Here is a 17,235-nt window from a genome sequence, read left to right as displayed (position 1 = left end):
CCATACCAGCTCGGCAGGTCAATGGGTGGAAAACCTCATTTGAAGCTTGAAATCAGACAAGGCCACCAGGGGTTAGTTCCTCGCGGCCGCTCCAGGCGCAATCAAGCCTGCTTCGCACCAGGCGGTGCTGTCAGGCCATTTCGGTCGCCTGGTCGAACCCCGTCAGCGCCTCAGGGCCTCAGCCCCCGGGATCGCCACACCAGGTAGGCGGCGGGGATGACGGCCAGGGTCAGGATGGCGACGCTGATTACGCCACCCAGGAGGGGCGCGGCGATGCGCTGCATGGCCTCGGAGCCGGCACCGCCACCGAGCATGATGGGGAGCAGGGCGGCGAGGATGGCGAGCTTGGTCATGGTCACCGGCCGCAGGCGGGTCAGGGCGCCCTCCACCACCGCCTCCCGGACGTCGGCGCGGGTGAGACCCGCGGCCCCGCGCGCCTCCCGGCGCTGGGCCAGGGCGCGATCGAGGTAGAGGATCATCACCACGCCGATCTCCACCGCTACCCCGCCCAGGGCAATGAAGCCGATGGCCGCGGCCACGGAGAGCTGGTAGCCGAGGAGATACATGAGGAAGAAGCCACCGACGAGGCCCAGGGGCAGGGTCGCGATGATGATGAGCACCTCCGCCAGGTTGCGGAAGTTGAGATAGAGCAGGACCAGGATGATGGCCAGGGTGAGGGGCACCACCAGCCAGAGGCGCTCCTTGGCCCGCTCCCAGTGCTCGTAGGCGCCGGACCAGGCGATGGAATACCCTGGCGGCAGGACCACCCGCTCGGCGACGGCCTGCTTGGCCTTGGCGACATAGGTGCCGACATCCCCGCCCTTGACCTGGACATAGACCCAGCCATTGAGGCGGGCGTTCTCGGTACGGATCATGTCCGGCCCGTCCACCACCTCGACGCGGGCGACGGCCCCCAACTGCACCTGGGTGCCCTGGGTATCCGTGACGAGGGGCAGGCCCTTGAGTTTCTCCAGGGAGTCCCGTGCGTCCGCGGTGTAGCGCAGGCTCACCGGGTAACGCTCCCGCCCCTCCACCACCTCGGTCAGGTTCATGCCGCCGACGGCGCTGGAGACGATCTCCTGGACATCCGCCACGGACAGGCCGACCAGGCCCATGGCCATGCGGTTGGGAGTGACCTTGATGTAACGGGCGGAGGAGACGCGCTCGGCGAAGACGGATTGGGTCTCGGGAAGCGCCGCGAGGGCCTCCTCGACCTGCTCGCCGAGGCGCTGGATGACCTCCAGGTCCGGCCCGGCGATCTTGGCGCCGACCGGGGTCTTGATGCCGGTCGAGAGCATCTGCAGGCGGGCGTTGATGGGCATGAGCCAGGCGTTGGTGAGGCCAGGAAACTTGACGGTGCGGTCCAGCTCGGCCTTGATGTCCTCGATGGTCACACCAGGCCGCCACTCCTCGCGGGGCTTGAGCTGGATAGTGGTCTCGATCATCTCCATGGGCGCCGGGTCGGTGGCGGTCTCGGCGCGGCCGACCTTGCCGAAGACCCGCGCCACCTCGGGCACGGTCAGGATGAGGCGGTCGGTCTGTTGCAGGAGCTGGCGGGCCTTGTCGGGGGCGATACCCGGGAAGGTGGTGGGCATGTAGAGGAGATCGCCCTCGTCCAGGTCCGGCATGAACTCGGAGCCCAGCCGCAAGGCCGGCCAGGCCCCGGCGATGGTCAGGGCCAGGGCCAGCCACAGAACCTTCACAGGCTGGCGCATCACCCAGGCGAGGAGCGGTCGGTAGGCGGCCATGAGGGCGCGGTTGACCGGGTTTTCCTGCTCGCCCCGCAAGCGCCCGCGCACGAAGAGCCCGAGCAAGACCGGGACCAGGGTGATGGACAGTAGCGCCGCGGCGGCCATGGCGTAGGTCTTGGTATAGGCCAGGGGGGCAAAGAGGCGGCCCTCCTCCCCTTGCAGGGCGAGGACGGGCAGGAAGCTGAGGGTGACGATGATCAGGGAGAGGAAGAGGGCGGGGCCGACCTCGGTGGTGGCCCGCCCCACCAGGGCCCAGCGGTTGGCCGCGGTCAGGGGCTCGCGCTCGGCGTGCTTGTGCAGGTTCTCGATCATGACGATGGCGGCATCGACCATGGCGCCAATGGCGATGGCGATGCCGCCCAGGGACATGATGTTGGCGCTGAGCCCCTGCCAATACATGACCATGAAGGCGGCCAGGATGGCGATGGGGAGGCTGATGACCACCACCAGGGCGGATCTGAGATGCCAGAGAAAAAGGGCGCAGACCAGGCTGACAACGACCAGTGCCTCGATGAGGCGGCTGTCGAGGGTGTCGATGGCGCGGTGAATGAGCCCGGAGCGGTCGTAAACCGGCACCAGCTCCACCCCAGCGGGCAGGCCCCGTTGCAGCTCGGCCAGCTTGTCTTTGACGGCGGCGATGGTCTTGAGGGCGTTGCCACCCGGGCGCATCAGGACGATGCCGCCGACGACCTCGCCCTGGCCGTCGAGCTCGGCGATGCCCTCGCGCATCTCGGGCCCCAGGCGAATCTCGGCGATATCGCCCAGGCGGAACACCGAGCGGGTGGCCTTGAAGGGTTCATAGACCTGGGTACCCATGGCCATCCCCGAGGCGCCGGCGGGGGCCACCCGGGGGGTGATGGGGATGTTGCGCAGGTCATCGAGGCCCCGCAGGCGACCGTCGATGCGGATCATGTAGCGCGCCTCCGCCATCTCCAGGGCTCCGGCCCCGGTCTCGCCGGTGGCGCGTTGAAGGCTCTGCATGAGATTGACGAGAGGCATCTGGTAGGCACGCAGCAGCTCGGGGTCGATCACGACCTGGTACTGCTTGACCATGCCGCCGACCGTGGCGACCTCGGAGACCCCGGGGAGGGACTGGAGTTCGAACTTGAGGAACCAGTCCTGGAGGCTGCGTAACTGGGCCAGGTCATGGCCGCCGGTACGGTCCACTAGGGCGTATTGATAGACCCAGCCGACGGCGGTGGCATCCGGGCCCAACTCGGGGCGAGCGGCGGCGGGGAGGCGGGCGGATACCTGGCTGAGGAGTTCCAGCACCCGGGAGCGCGCCCAATAGGGGTCGGTGCCGTCTCGGAAGACGACATAGACATAGGAGTCCCCGTACATGGAATAGCCGCGTACCGCGACCGCCCCGCTGACGGCGCGCAGGGCCGTGGTGATGGGATAGGTGACCTGGTCTTCCACCACCTGGGGGGCCTGACCCGGGTAGCTGGTCTTGACGATGACCTGAACGTCCGACAGGTCCGGGATGGCATCCAGGGGGATGTTGCGCAAGGCATAGCCCCCACCCGCGATGATTAGGGCGGTGGCGAGCAGGATCAGAAAGCGGTTGCGCAGTGACCAGGCGATGATGGCCGCGATCACGGCTGAGTCCCCCCGGGCGCGGCCTCGGTGTGGGGACGCTCGCTGCTCAGGCGCCTGAGTCCGGCCCTGAGGTTAGCCTCGGAGTCCAGCAGGAACTGGGCGGACACCACGACCCGGTCACCCTCCTGGAGCCCGGAACGGATGATCATCTCGTCCTCGCCCAGGTCATCGATCGCCACTGGCCGCGGCTGGAAGCGCCCGCCGTCCCGGGCGAGGATTACCCGCGCGCCCTTACCGGTGAAAATCACCGCCTCCCGGGGAACCAGCAGCACGTCAGGTTCGGGGTCCACCTCGACGTTGACGACGGCGGTCGTCCCCCCTGGGATCTCGACGCCTTCCAGGTCGATGGACACCCGAAATTGCAGGGTGTGGGAGGACAGATTGATTTGCGACTCCAGGACATCCACCAATCCCCGCCACTCCCGCGCCCCCAGACTCGGAAATCTCACCCGGACCACCTGACCGGGTTGCAAGAGGGCGGCCTGGCCCTCGAAGACCTGGGCCTGGATCAACATGGCCTGGCCCTCGGCGTCCGCCTCCCTGGCGGCGTTTTGGGCCGCGCGACTGCGGGCGATGGGCCGGTAGCTGCGTACATTGCGGGAGAGCAGGACACCGAAACCTTCCACGGTGCGAGGGAGGGTGCCCTGGCGCACCACGGCGGTCCGCACCCCCAACTGATTGATGACCGCCTCCGGGACCGCGATCGTCGGCATCTCCATTGCCATTTCCATCGCTTGCCCCGGGGCGCTTGTGGCGGCGGTAGGGCTGGCCGCCGGCTGCTCTGCCTGGACGGCCACCAGGTCCATGCCGCAGATGGGACACCGGCTACCCGGCTCGGCGCTCACCACCTGGGGGTGCATGGGACAGACGTAGGTCGCCTCCGCTGGCGGGTGCGCATGGTCATGAACCGGGGCTTGCGCCGATAGTTCCTCCCCACTGACGTTAAGGGCGCCCCCGAGGAGGGGCAGGGCGAGCATGAAAGTCAGGAGGACCTGGGTAAGGAGGCGGTGAGATAGGTTCATAGCAGGCAAAAACACTCAGCGGTAGGGGGCGGGCGGGGCTCGTTTTGCACGGGGCTATTTTAGAGTAAGGGGAAAGGCATTGCGATTCTCTCGACCAAGTATCCGCGCCCGCCGGGGTCGGTGATGCCCCATACTCCCACACATCCTCCCCAAGGGAGGCGACTGCTATCCTGACGCCTGGGGGCCTCGCCTCGCGGAAAATTGCAGAACATCACAATATTCTGAATTGCATTTGAATCCCGCCTGGAACTCCGGTACGTTCCCTCGTCGCCACAATCAAAAAAGTCTTTCTGTGACTACCAGACATCGGGGGGGTTACTCTGGCCATGCGTATCGTGCGAAGTACCGTTTTTTGCATCCTTGCAATTACCTTTAGCTCGGCTCGGTCGGCCCACGCCGCGAATGCCTCCTTCGAGACCACGCACTTCTCCGGCTCCGGCAACTGCGCCTTCTGCCACAACAGACTGGTTGACGCGAAGCGGAAGGATGTTTCCATAGAGACCGAGTGGAGCGCCACGATGATGGCGAACGCCTCCCGGGATCCCTTCTGGCAGGCCAAGTTCGCCAGCGAACTGATCCGCAACCCGCAGCTCGCGGATGTGCTGAACGACAAGTGCACCCGCTGTCACGCACCGATGGCGAACGAGGAGGCATCCTACTCTCCTGCCCCGGGTGACACCCAGTTCTTCGACGTCGGCTTTATCAACCCGAGCAATGTCTACCACGACACCGCCATGGATAGCGTGAGCTGCACCCTTTGCCACCAGATCGCCGACGACAGCACCCTGGGCACCCCGGCGGGGTTCTCGGGCCGCTTCACGATCAATCCCGACGTTCGCCTCGCCTACGGCCAGTACGCTAACCCTAAGGTGAACCCGATGCAGGGAGATACCGGCTTCACCCCCCGGTATGCGCCCCATGTCTCCGACTCGGCGCTCTGCGCCACCTGTCACAACCTCATGACGCCGGTACTGGACAGCAGCGGCAAGGTCATTGACGGTATGGAGTTCCCGGAGCAAGCCGTCTACACGGAGTGGGAGAACAGCGCCTTCGCGGACGGCAGGGCGGAGGCGAGCTCCTGCCAGGAATGCCACATGGCCCGTACGGACGGGGTCAAGATCGCCAACCGGCCCCAGAACCTAACCCGGCGCAACAACTTCGCCCGCCACGGTTTTTATGGCGGCAACACCCTGATGCTCGACATCCTGAGCGCCAACCGGGCCGAGCTCGAGGTCGGTGACGGTGACTTCGCCGCCACTATAGAGGCCACCCGTGCCACGCTCCGCAGCTCCGCCGATCTCGCGATCGAACAGGCGTCGTTTGACCCGAGCACGAAACAACTGCTGGTACGGGTCCGCGTGACCAACAACTCCGGCCACAAACTGCCCACCAGCTACCCCTCCCGGCGCGTCTACATCCATCTCACCGTCTCCGATCCCGCAGGCAAGACCCTGTTCGAGTCGGGTCGATTGAAACCAGCCACGGGTGTGGTCGCCGGCGTCAACGCCGATATCGGCACCGGCTTCGAGCCCCATTACAGCGGGGAGATCACCCGCGCGGGCCAGGTCCAGGTTTACGAGGCGATCATGGGCGACTCGGACGGCAACCTCACCTACACGCTGCTGCGCGCCGCGGATTACCTCAAGGACAACCGAATCCCGCCGCGGGGGTTCAATGATCAGGTCGTACCGGACTCAGTCGCCGTCGTGGGTGTCATCGACGACCCGGATTTCGGCGCCGGGAGCGACCTAGTGACCTACCGCATTGATCTTGATCCCAAGATCAGCCTTGTGAAGGTCGCAGCGGAGCTAAACTACCAGACCATCGCCTACGGTTACCTGCGCGACCTGCAGAAGGATGCCGCCGATCCCACGGTCGCGCGCTTCCTCGATATGTACAACGCATCCAAGGTGCGCGCAGAGACCATCGCCTCGGCCACCACCCAGGTGCCGCGTTAAACGACGGCGCAGTAACCACTAGCTCGACAGACCCCGCCACAACCGGCGGGAACCGGCCCCAGGCGGCACCACCCTGAAGCAGCCGCGTAGGGACTCAGGGGTGACTCAAAAAGAAAGGGCCTAGGTCCAGATGACCTAAGCCCTTAATTTTTTGGTCGGGGTGAGAGGATTCGAACCTCCGACCACCTGAACCCCATTCAGGTGCGCTACCAGGCTGCGCTACACCCCGTAAAAGAAGGCATGGTAGGGACTGACCCTTTCTCTGTCAACCTTAGGTTGACTCAGCAAATCCCTTCATTGGGGGACCCGATCCCCCAGTACGGCCCCACGAGCCACGGAACGGCGGCGCTGCTGGAAGAAGCGGCGTAACAGTTCACCGCATTCCTGGCCCAGAACATCCCCCTGACACTCGAGGCGATGATTGAATCGCTGGTCCGGGGGCAGCAGGTGGAAGACGCTGCCGCAGGCACCGCCCTTGGGGTCGCGGGCGCCGTAAACAACGCGGGCGACGCGGGCATGAATGAGGGCGCTGGCGCACATGGGGCAGGGTTCGAGGGTGACGTAGAGGGTGGTGGCGGGGAGGCGATAGTTGCCGAGGCGCTGGCCCGCGGCGCGCAGGGCGCGAATCTCGGCGTGGGCGCTGGGGTCATGGGTGGCGATGGGGCAGTTCCAGCCCTCGCCCAGGACCTGGCCGGCGGCGATCAGCACCGCACCGACCGGCACCTCGCCCTGGGCCCCCGCCCGCTCCGCCAGGGCGATCGCCTGGCGCATCCAGTGGCTATCGTCTAGCGCGGTGGACTCGCAGGGCTCGGGCATGGCCTGGCGGTGGACCCGCGCCCCTCACTCCCACTCGATGGTCCCCGGGGGCTTGCCGGTGATGTCATACACGACCCGGGAGACATCGCGGACTTCATTGACGATGCGGCGGCAAACCTGGTCGAGAAAGTCATAGGGCAGATGGGCCCAGCGGGCGGTCATGAAGTCGATGGTCTCGACGGCGCGCAGGGCGATGACGTGGGCATACTGGCGATTGTCGCCGACGACGCCCACGGACTTGATGGGCAGGAAGACGGCGAAGGCCTGGGAGACCTGGTCATAGAGGCCGGCGCGGCGTAACTCCTCAATGAAGATGTGATCGGCCTGGCGCAGGGTGTCGGCGAAGGCGACGTGGACCTCGCCCAGGATACGCACCCCCAGGCCGGGGCCAGGGAAGGGGTGGCGATAGACCATATCCGAGGGCAGGCCGAGTTCGATCCCGATCTTGCGCACCTCGTCCTTGAAGAGTTCGCGCAGGGGCTCGACCAAGGCCAGCTTCATGGTGTCCGGCAGGCCGCCGACATTGTGATGGGACTTGATCACCTTGGCCTTGCCGGTCTTGGCGCCGGCGGATTCGATGACGTCGGGGTAGATGGTGCCCTGGGCCAGCCACTTGACGTTGGGCAGCCGTTCCGCCTCCGCCTCGAAGATATCGATAAAGGTGTTGCCGATGATCTTGCGTTTGTGCTCCGGGTCCACGACCCCGGCCAGGCGCTCGAAGAAGCGCGCGCCGGCATCGACGCGAATGACCTTGACGCCCATGTGGCGGGCAAAGGTGCTCATGACCTGATCGCCCTCCCCGAGGCGCAGCAGGCCGTTGTCCACGAAGACGCAGGTGAGGCGGTCGCCGATGGCGCGGTGCAACAGGGCCGCCACCACAGAGGAATCGACGCCACCGGAGAGGCCGAGTAGGACATCATCCTGACCCACCTGCTGGCGAATCTGGGCAATGGCCTCGTCGATGATGTTCCGGGGCGTCCAGAGGCCACCGCAGCCGCAGATGTCGTGGACGAAGCGCTCCAGGATGCGCTGGCCCTGGCGGGTGTGGGTCACCTCGGGGTGGAATTGGAGACCGTAGATGCACCGCGCCTCGTCGGCGATGCCCGCCAGGGGCGCATTATCGGTGGTGCAGATGGCCACGAAGCCGGGCGGCAGGGTATCCACCCGGTCGCCGTGGCTCATCCAGACATCGAGCAGGCCAAAGCCCTCGGGGCTGGCGTGGTCTTCGATGTCCCGCAGCAGTCGCGAATGGCCCCGGGCGCGGACCTGGGCATAGCCGTATTCGCGATGGGTCGCCGGGGCGACCTGGCCCCCCAACTGGGCGGCGAGGGTCTGCATGCCGTAACAGATGCCGAGAATCGGCACGCCCGCGGCGAAGACGGCGGCATCGGCCCGGGGCGTCTGCTCCTCGTGGACGGACTGGGGGCCGCCGGAGAGGATGATGCCCCTGGCGCCGAAGCCAGCAATCCCCGTGGCGTCCAGGTCCCAAGGGTGGATTTCGCAATAGACCCCGGCCTCGCGCACCCGCCGGGCGATGAGCTGGGTGTACTGAGAGCCGAAATCGAGGATCAGAATCCGATCGGCGTGGATGGCGATGGGGTTGAGGCTCATGAGGTGTCTCGGGGAACTCAGATTTCGATGCGGTAATTCGGCGCTTCCTTGGTGATCTGCACATCGTGGACGTGGGACTCGCGCATCCCCGCCGTACTGACGCGCACAAACTCGGGCTTGGAGCGCATCTCCTCGATATCGGCGCAGCCGGTGTAACCCATGCTGGAGCGCAGACCGCCCATGAGCTGATGGATGACGTTGAGCACGCTGCCCTTGTAGGGCACCCGGCCCTCGATGCCCTCGGGCACCAGCTTCTCTTTGTCCTCGTTTTCCTGGAAATAGCGATCGCTGGAGCCCTCCTTGGCGCCCATGGCCCCCAGGGAGCCCATGCCGCGATAGGACTTGTAGGAACGCCCCTGATAGATCTCGATTTCCCCGGGTGACTCGTCGGTGCCGGCGAAGAGGCCACCGATCATGACGGAGTGAGCCCCGGCGGCAATGATCTTGGCGATGTCGCCCGAATAGCGCAGGCCGCCATCGGCGATGAGGGGCACGCCAGTGCCGGCCAGGGCCTCGGCCACATTGGCCACCGCCGTGACCTGGGGCATGCCCACCCCAGCAACGATCCGGGTGGTGCAGATGGAGCCCGGCCCGATGCCGACCTTGACCGCGTCGGCCCCGGCGGCCAGGAGGTCCCGCGCCGCCGCGCCGGTGGCGATGTTGCCGCCGATGACCTGGAGCTCGGGATACTGGCGCTTACACCAGGCCACGCGATCCAGCACCCCCTGGGAATGGCCGTGGGCGGTATCCACCACGATCACATCCACCCCCGCGGCGACCAGGGCCGCGACCCGTTCATCGGTGCCGGCGCCGACCCCCACGGCGGCACCCACCCGCAGCCGCTGCTGGTCATCCCGCGAGGCATTGGGGAAGTCCTTGGCCTTCTGGATGTCCTTGACCGTGATCAGGCCGCGCAACTCGAAGGCGTCATTGACCACCAGCACCTTCTCGATGCGGTGCTTGTGGAGCAGGGCCAGCACCTCCTCGCGGCTGGCGCCCTCCCGCACCGTCACCAGACGGTCGTGCCGGGTCATGATATTGCGCACGGGGTCGCCGGGGCGGGTCTCGAAACGCAGGTCGCGCCCGGTGACGATGCCGGTGAGGTGGCCGTCCTCGGTCACCACCGGCACGCCCGAGATGTTGTTCTCCCGAGTCAGCCGCATGACCTCGCCAATGCTGGTCTCGGGGGTGACCGTGATGGGGTTGCGGATAATGCCGCTCTCGTACTTCTTGACCGTCAGCACCTCCTTGGCCTGGCGCTCGGCGGACATGTTCTTGTGGACGATGCCAATGCCACCTTCCAGGGCCAGGGCAATGGCCAGCCGGGCCTCGGACACCGTATCCATGGCCGCCGAGACCAGGGGGATCTTGAGTTCGATGCCCCGGGTCAGCCGGGTGCTCAGGTCCACCTGATTGGGCAGCACGCTGGAGTGGGCGGGGACGAGGAGGACATCGTCGAAGGTGAGGGCTTCCTGGATCAGACGCATGGGGGCCTCGCTCGCTGTAAACCAAATGGGTATCTTGAAGGACCGGGCAGTATAGTTTTCCTGGCCAGGTCGGTAAACTGGCAAGACCCACCCTCGTTCGCAATCCCTGGCCCGCGGAACGGGAGCCGCCACCCTGCATGACCACCGACTTCGACCTCTCCCGCGACATCTGGACCATCTCCCGCCTGGCCCGGGAGGTCCGCGCCGTGCTGGAGGGCAGCTTCCCGCTGCTCTGGGTGGAGGGTGAAATCTCCAACCTGTCCCAGCCCGCCTCGGGGCACCTCTACTTTGCCCTCAAGGACCCGGCGGCCCAGATCCGGTGCGCCCTGTTCCGCAACAAGCGCCTGCTGCTGGGCTTCCGCCCGGCCAATGGCCAGCAGGTCCTGGCACGGGTCCGGGTGAGCCTTTACGAGGGTCGGGGCGACTTTCAACTGGTGGTGGAGCACCTGGAACCCGCCGGCGAGGGCGCCCTGCGCCTGGAGTTCGAGCGGCTCAAGCGCAAGCTGGCGGCGGAGGGGCTCTTCGACGCGGCCCTCAAGCGGCCCCCGCCGGCCTTTCCCCGCCAGGTGGGCCTCATCACCTCCCCCAGCGGCGCCGCCGTGCGGGACCTCATCAGCGTCCTAGGGCGGCGTTTTCCGGCCCTGCCCCTGGTGGTCTATCCCGCCCGGGTTCAGGGCGAGGGCGCGGCGGCGGAACTGGTGGAGATGCTGGCCCTGGCCAACCAGCGCGCCGAGTGCGACGTCCTCATCCTGGCGCGGGGCGGCGGCGCCCTGGAAGATCTCATGGCCTTCAACGACGAGGACCTGGCCCGGGCCATCCGCGCCTCCGCCATTCCGGTCGTCACCGGCGTGGGCCACGAGATTGATTTCACCATCGCCGACCTGGTGGCGGACCAGCGCGGCGCCACGCCCTCGGCCGCGGCGGAACTGGTCAGCCCCTCCGCCCCCCATCTGCGCCAGCGCCTGGCCGCCTACGAGCAACGTCTGATCCAGGCCCAGGCGCGGCGCCTGGAGGGACTGCGTCGCCACTGGCTGGCGGCGGAACGCCACCTGCGCTTACTGCATCCCCTGGCCGAACTGGAGCGCCGCCAACAGCGCACCGACGACCTGGAGCGGCGGTTGGGGGAGGCCATGGCGCGGCGGCTGCGGAGCCTGCGTCACCGCCGGGACCTGGCCTGGAGCCGCTTGCACCCCCTGAGTCCCGCCCAGCGTCTGGCGGGGCTCGCCCAGCGCCTGGCCAACCTGGAAGGCCGCCTGCGGCGCCTCCCAACCCGGCTGATCGCCCTGCGGCGCGAGCATCTGGCCGGCCTCGCCCATGCCCTGGATGCCCTGAGCCCCCTGGGCACCCTGACCCGGGGCTATGCCATCCTGCGGCGAGCGCCGGCGGGCGAGGTCATCCGCGACGTCGCCCAGCTAGCGCCGGGTGATCTCGTCGAGGCGCGCCTGGGACGGGGAGGTATTACAGCTCGGGTCGAGGGTGTTGATAGCGTCCAAGCGGCCATGCCTTGAAGGGTCTGACTCGAGACGGTCTTTTTCCTCCAGCGCCATTCGCAACTCACCCCTCATAAGCCGATGCCGGCAGCCGCAACAAGCGTTCACTGCGCCAGACTCGAACGATGCTTACGCTAAGCAGCTCCCGCCGATAGACGATCCGGAAGGTGGTCAAACTCCGGCACGATCCGCCCAATGTCCGGGTGGTCGACGAGGATCTCGACACGTTGGAAAATTTCGGCGACGAGCCGGTCGCCAACCTCCGGAACATTCTCCGCTCTATACCACCCTTGGATTGCGGCCAGGTCGCCAAGGGCGGACTCGGCGAAGCTGATCCTGGCGAGGGCCATGCCCTCAAGCCAAGCCGAATCTGGCCTTGGCTTCGGCGAGGGAGACCTCGCGGCCGGCATCCAGGTCGGCCATGCCAACGATCACCGCGCGCATGAAGGCGCGCTCCTCCGCGGCCTCCTCGAAATCAGACACGGACTGCATGACGGCGACCCCGCGGCCTCGGCGGGTGAGCAGCACGGGCCGATGGGCCTCTACCGCCTGTCTGACCACGCGACCGGGGTTGACCTTGAGGTCGGTCAGCGGGACCACGTCTTCGGAGAATTTCACGCTCATGGTCGGCTACCTCTGGGCTGGTTTGGCCGGACAATAGCACCTGTTAAGGGGTCTGCCAACATGGCTGACAACAGGGGGATTGATGAAAAATCCAAGCCGGGATCAGCTTTTACGCTTAACGAATTTCTTCAGTCGCTGCCGCTGCTTGACCTGCTGGGGGGTCGGGGGAGTATGGCGACCCTCGTAGGGATTCTCCCCGGTGCGCAATTCGAGCCGCAGAGGGGTGCCGTGCAGTTTCAGGATCTGGCGGAAGCGATTGATGAGGTAGCGGCGGTAGCTATCCGGCAGGGCCTCGGTCTGCTTGCCGTGGATGACAATGATGGGGGGATTACGGCCCCCCTGGTGGGCGTAACGCAGCTTGATGCGGCGACCATTGACCAAGGGCGGCTGATGTTCCTGAACGAGGTCCATGAGCAGGCGGGTCAGCTCCGGGGTCGGCAGGTGCCGCACGGCATTGGCGAAGACCCGGTCCACCTCGTCCAGGAGCAGGCCGACCCCGCTGCCGTGGAGGGCGGAGATGTAATGGACGGCGGCGAAATCCAGGAAGCCCAGCTTGCGCGTGAAGTTCTCGCGAATGGCCTCCCGTGCCTCCTTGGTCAGCCCATCCCACTTGTTGACGGCCACCACCAGGGCCCGGCCGCTCTCGACCACCTGGCTGGCCAGGGTGGCATCATGCTCCCCGATGCCCTGGTGGGCATCCAGCATCAGGATCACCACGTTGCTGGCCTCGATGGCCTGGAGGGTCTTGATGGCGCTGAATTTTTCAATGAAGTCATGCACCTTGGCGCGGCGCCGCATGCCGGCGGTGTCGATCAGGGTGTAGCGGCGATCGCCGAGGCTGAAGGGGATAAAGATGCTGTCCCGGGTGGTGCCGGGCTGGGCGCAGGCCACGACCCGTTCCTCGCCGAGGATGCGGTTGATGAGGGTCGATTTACCGGCATTGGGGCGACCCACCACGGCGACCTTGGTGCCCGCCTCCTCGTCCGCCCCCTCCCCGGGCTCCTCCAGGCTCTCGGGCAAGCTGGCGAAGACCCGGTGCATCAGGCTGCCGACCCCCCGGCCCTGGACGGCGGCGATGGCCACGGGCTCCCCCAGGCCGAGCTGGTGGAAATCCACCGTCGCCATCTCGGGTTCCAGCCGATCCGTCTTGTTGACGACCAGGGTGACGGGTTTGCCGGTGCGGCGCAGGCGCGCGGCGATATCCAGGTCCGTGGGGCCGCAGCCCTCGCGGGCATCGACCATGAACAGCAGCTGGTCCGCCTCCTCGATGGCCAGGGCGACCTGCCGGTCCATCAGGCTCTCGATCCCCTCCTTGGCGCCGCTGAGGCCCCCGGTATCCACGATGATGTAGGGGCCGGGCCCCAGGCGGCCAACGCCGTATTGACGATCACGGGTGAGACCCGGGAAGTCGGCCACCAGGGCGTCGCGCGTCCGGGTCAGCCGATTGAAGAGGGTCGATTTGCCGACATTGGGCCGGCCGATGATGGTGAAAACGGGAAGCATGAGGGGCCTTGGGCGCTGAGGGAGGGCCGCGCCGGGCGCGGCCAGGGTCGAAACGGACGGGTCGGGATCAGAACGCAGGGGTTGGCGTCTTGGTCGCGGTCGGCATCGGGGTGGGTGACTGGGTCGTGGCCGGGGACACGGCGCCGAGCGAGAGGGCGGCGAGGGTGCCATCGGCGCCGAGGACGAAGACGCGCCCTCCAGCGACCAGGGGCTGGGCCTGGATGCTGCCCTTGGCCACGCGCTGCCGGCCCAGGATGCGGCCATCGTTCCGGGCCAGCAGGTGGACATAGCCCTCCAGATCACCCACCACCAGGCTGTTACCCACCACGGCCGGGGCGGTCAGGTTGCGGTAGCGCAGGGCCTCCTGCTTCCAGATACCGGCGCCGTCCCCGGGCTTGGCGGCCCAGACCAGGTCGTTGGAGTCGGTCACGTAGAGGGTCCCATCCGCCTCCGTCAGGCCGGCGTAGGAAGAGAGGGCGCGGCGCCAGAGGACGGCGCCGCTGGTCAGATCCAGGGCCGCCAGGTCACCGTTGTAGGCCGCGACGTAGAGAGTCTCACCGACCACCAGGGGGGTGGCGTTGAGGTCGGCGATGCGCTCCAGCTCGGAGCGGCCCCGCGGCGGGGTCACGGTGGTGATCCACTCCGGCAGGCCCGAGGCCAGCTCGATCTTGGCCAGGCGACCACCGGAGACGCCGACGACGGCATACTTGCCCACGATCAGGGGGGTACTGCTGCCGCGCAGGGTCAGGGTCGGAGCCTGAAAATCATAGTTCCAGAGCTTCTCGCCCTTGGCGGCATCGAAGCCGAAGACACTGTCGTTAAGGGTGTGCAGCACCACCAGATCGCCGGCGAACCGGGGGACCGAGAGGATTTCGCTGCCCACCTGGGTCCGCCACAGCTCGGTGCCATCCGTGGTCGAGAGGGCGATGAGTTCGCCATTGGTGGAACCCACGACCAGCCGGGTGCCCGCCACCTCCGGGCCACCACTCAGGGCCAGGCCGGTTTCACGCTGCCAGAGTGGACGACCATCGGCGGCGTTCACCGCCATGACCAGGCCCTTGGCGTCCGCGACGTAGAGGCGGCCATCCTGGAGGGCGGGGGTCAGGCTCAGGCGACGACCCTCCGTGCCCTTGCCGGTGCTGACGGACCAGAGGCTGGTTAAGCCAGCGTCCGCCGTACCGGCGGTCAATTCCGTGGGTGGGCGCGGGTCCACCTCCCCCGCCAACCAGGGGATATAGCTACAACCGCTCAGGAACGCGAGAGCGAGCAGAGCGGGCGCGAAGCGGAGCATGGGTCTCATGGGCCTATCCCCTGGCGGGTGTGGGGCCGGGCGCCGGTCAAGTGGCGGGCGGCAGGTTTTCGACTTTGAGTTGCAACAGGGCCGCATTGGCGGCGCCCAGGGCGATGGCCTGGTCATAGGCGGCGCGGGCCTCGGCGGCGCGGCCAGCCGCCAGGGCCAGATCGCCCCGCAGGGCGGCGAAGTCGCCCTTGAAGGCCGTCCCCTGGTCTTGTTGGGCGATCAGGGTCGCGGCGGCCTCCAGGTCACCCTGGGCCATGAGCAAGCGGACCAAGCGCAGGGCGGCGACCCGGGCCAGACCCGGATCGGGGGCCTTGGCCATGGCCTGTTCCAGGGCCTTGCGGGCCGCCTCGGGCTGTTTCGTAACCATCTCCACCCGGGCCAGCATCAGGTTGGCCAGGGCGCCATAGGGGGTTTCCCCATGCTTCTCCAGCAGGAGGGCGGCCTGGGTCCGGGCGGCCGCGGCATTACCCGCCTCGACGGTGGCGACGAGCTGTTCGAAGGCCGAGGAGGCCTGCTGGGCCATACCCTCCTGGTGATCCACCCAAGCCCGCCAGCCAAAGACGGCCGCCAGGCCAATGGCCAGGCCACCGACCACCGAGATCCCATTTTCCTTCCACCAGCCCTTGATGGCCTCAACTTTTTCTTCGTCGGTTTCGTAGGCGTTCAATCCGCTTACCTCATTGATTAACTTCAAAAATTCGGTTTGTCATCGGCGCGATTTGGGTCCGGGGTCGCTCACCGTTGCCCGCCGGGCCGGAGCAGCAGCGGCCCCGCGCTCGGCAGGGGGTATCAGTGCCGCCCCGCCAGCAGGAAGGGGCCCAGCGCCTCGTAGGTCAGGTCGCGCTGCTCGCCTTCCTCGCGCAGGGGTTTGACGCCGAGGACGCCGCGCTCCAGTTCGCCCTCGCCCAGGACCAGGGCATAGCGGGCGCCACTGCGGTCCGCCTTCTTGAACTGGCTCTTGAAGCTGCCGCCGCCGCAATGGCATTGCAAGCGGAGGCCGGGAGTGGCGTCGCGCAGGCGTTCCCCCAAGGCCGGGGCGGCACCCTGGGCGGCCGCGCCGACGGCGACCAGATAGGCGTCGAGGGCGTTGGGATCGGCGGTCACCTCCCCGGCCTGCAACCGGGCCTCCATGAGGGACACCAGGCGCTCCAGCCCCATGGCGAAGCCCACCGCCGGGGTATGGCGGCCGCCGAGTTGGGCGACCAGACCGTCGTAGCGCCCCCCGGCGCAGACCGTGCCCTGGGCCCCCAGGTCATCGGTGATCCACTCGAAGACGGTGCGGTTATAGTAATCCAGACCGCGCACCAGACGCGGATTCACCTGATAGGGGATGCCAGCGGCATCAAGCCCGGCGCGAAACTGCTCGAAATGCAGCCGGGACGCCTCCCCGAGATGATCGAGGATGACGGGGGCGCCGGCGATGACGGCCCTCAGGTCCGGATTCTTGGAATCCAGCACCCGCAGGGGATTGGTCTCCAGGCGGCGCAGACTGTCCTCGTCCAGGTCCTCGGCATAGGCGCGCAGGTAGGAGATCAGCTCGGCGCGATAGGCCGCCCGCTCCTCGCCCTCGCCCAGGCTGTTGATCTCCAGGCGCAGCCCGTCCAGGCCCAGGGTCCGCCAGATGCGGTGGGTCAGGAAGAGGACCTCCTGATCGATGTCCGGCCCCTCCAGGCCGAAGACCTCGACGCCGATCTGGTGGAACTGGCGATAGCGACCCTTCTGGGGCCGCTCGTGGCGGAACATGGGACCGCGATACCAGAGGCGGCGCGACTGGTCGAGGAGGCCATTCTCGATGGCGGCGCGCACGCAACTCGCCGTGCCCTCCGGGCGCAGGCTGAGGCTGTCGCCATTGCGGTCCGGAAAGGAGTACATCTCCTTCTCGACGATGTCGGTGACCTCGCCGATGGAGCGCTTGAACAGCTCCGTCACCTCCACCAGGGGGGTGCGGATCTCGCTGTAGCCATAGGATTCCAGCACCTGGCGGGCGCCATCCTCCAACCGCTGCCAGAGGCCGATGCGGTCGGGCAGGAGGTCGTGCATGCCACGAATGGCCTGGATATTTTTTGCCATGCGA

Annotated in this window: 12 protein-coding genes, 1 tRNA gene and 1 pseudogene; 2 read left to right on the top strand and 12 right to left on the bottom strand. The window is 67.2% G+C overall.

Annotated elements, in window-relative coordinates:
* Window positions 1-170: 170 nt before the first annotated feature.
* Together IPN92_03920 and IPN92_03915 are read right to left on the bottom strand one after the other, a co-directional pair.
* Window positions 171-3,350, bottom strand: coding sequence for an efflux RND transporter permease subunit (locus tag IPN92_03920; GenBank protein MBK8637456.1), 3,180 nt, complete (start codon window positions 3,348-3,350; stop codon window positions 171-173).
* Window positions 3,347-4,372, bottom strand: coding sequence for an efflux RND transporter periplasmic adaptor subunit (locus IPN92_03915; GenBank protein ID MBK8637455.1), 1,026 nt, complete (start codon window positions 4,370-4,372; stop codon window positions 3,347-3,349). Before IPN92_03915 ends, IPN92_03920 begins: the two co-directional genes overlap by 4 nt.
* Window positions 4,373-4,890: 518 nt before the next feature.
* On the opposite strand from IPN92_03915, the gene IPN92_03910 reads away from it, so the two are divergent.
* Window positions 4,891-6,330: a hypothetical protein gene (locus IPN92_03910; GenBank protein ID MBK8637454.1), complete on the top strand. Its 1,440-nt coding sequence runs from the start codon at window positions 4,891-4,893 to the stop codon at window positions 6,328-6,330.
* Between the two features lie 152 nt (window positions 6,331-6,482).
* Here IPN92_03910 and IPN92_03905 read toward each other — a convergent pair.
* The 4 genes from IPN92_03905 to guaB all read right to left on the bottom strand — a co-directional run bounded on the left by IPN92_03905 (window position 6,483) and on the right by guaB (window position 10,244).
* Window positions 6,483-6,559: transfer RNA gene (locus tag IPN92_03905), tRNA-Pro, on the bottom strand.
* Window positions 6,560-6,624: 65 nt separating this feature from the next.
* Window positions 6,625-7,146 (bottom strand): tRNA adenosine(34) deaminase TadA, encoded by a 522-nt coding sequence (gene tadA, locus IPN92_03900; protein ID MBK8637453.1) that lies wholly within the window; start codon window positions 7,144-7,146, stop codon window positions 6,625-6,627.
* A 24-nt stretch (window positions 7,147-7,170) separates the two neighbouring features.
* Window positions 7,171-8,757 (bottom strand): glutamine-hydrolyzing GMP synthase, encoded by a 1,587-nt coding sequence (gene guaA, locus IPN92_03895; protein ID MBK8637452.1) that lies wholly within the window; start codon window positions 8,755-8,757, stop codon window positions 7,171-7,173.
* 17 nt (window positions 8,758-8,774) lie between these two features.
* Window positions 8,775-10,244, bottom strand: coding sequence for an IMP dehydrogenase (guaB, locus tag IPN92_03890; protein ID MBK8637451.1), 1,470 nt, complete (start codon window positions 10,242-10,244; stop codon window positions 8,775-8,777).
* A 137-nt stretch (window positions 10,245-10,381) separates the two neighbouring features.
* Between guaB and IPN92_03885 the strand changes: the two genes are divergently transcribed.
* A complete protein-coding gene (locus tag IPN92_03885) occupies window positions 10,382-11,752 on the top strand; it encodes an exodeoxyribonuclease VII large subunit (protein ID MBK8637450.1) in 1,371 nt (456 codons plus the stop codon).
* A gap of 46 nt (window positions 11,753-11,798) precedes the next feature.
* Here the strand turns inward: IPN92_03885 and IPN92_03880 are convergent.
* The 6 genes and pseudogenes from IPN92_03880 to hisS form a co-directional block, all read right to left on the bottom strand.
* A pseudogene (locus IPN92_03880) lies at window positions 11,799-12,084 on the bottom strand (type II toxin-antitoxin system RelE/ParE family toxin).
* A 4-nt stretch (window positions 12,085-12,088) separates the two neighbouring features.
* Complete coding sequence (locus IPN92_03875) at window positions 12,089-12,358, bottom strand: type II toxin-antitoxin system Phd/YefM family antitoxin (GenBank protein ID MBK8637449.1); 270 nt, start codon at window positions 12,356-12,358, stop codon at window positions 12,089-12,091.
* 102 nt (window positions 12,359-12,460) lie between these two features.
* Complete coding sequence (gene der / locus IPN92_03870; GenBank protein ID MBK8637448.1) at window positions 12,461-13,861, bottom strand: ribosome biogenesis GTPase Der; 1,401 nt, start codon at window positions 13,859-13,861, stop codon at window positions 12,461-12,463.
* A 67-nt stretch (window positions 13,862-13,928) separates the two neighbouring features.
* Window positions 13,929-15,161 (bottom strand): outer membrane protein assembly factor BamB, encoded by a 1,233-nt coding sequence (gene bamB / locus IPN92_03865; protein MBK8637447.1) that lies wholly within the window; start codon window positions 15,159-15,161, stop codon window positions 13,929-13,931.
* A gap of 37 nt (window positions 15,162-15,198) precedes the next feature.
* Window positions 15,199-15,828, bottom strand: a complete 630-nt coding sequence (locus IPN92_03860) for a tetratricopeptide repeat protein (protein ID MBK8637446.1) — start codon at window positions 15,826-15,828, stop codon at window positions 15,199-15,201.
* 122 nt (window positions 15,829-15,950) lie between these two features.
* The gene (hisS, locus tag IPN92_03855) at window positions 15,951-17,231 is read right to left on the bottom strand and encodes a histidine--tRNA ligase (GenBank protein MBK8637445.1); all 1,281 of its coding nucleotides are present in this window, start codon (window positions 17,229-17,231) and stop codon (window positions 15,951-15,953) included.
* Window positions 17,232-17,235: the final 4 nt, after the last annotated feature.

The sequence above is a fragment of the Chromatiaceae bacterium genome, assembly GCA_016714645.1.
Lineage (GTDB): Bacteria > Pseudomonadota > Gammaproteobacteria > Chromatiales > Chromatiaceae > M0108.
This window is presented reverse-complemented; position numbering and strand designations above follow the sequence as displayed.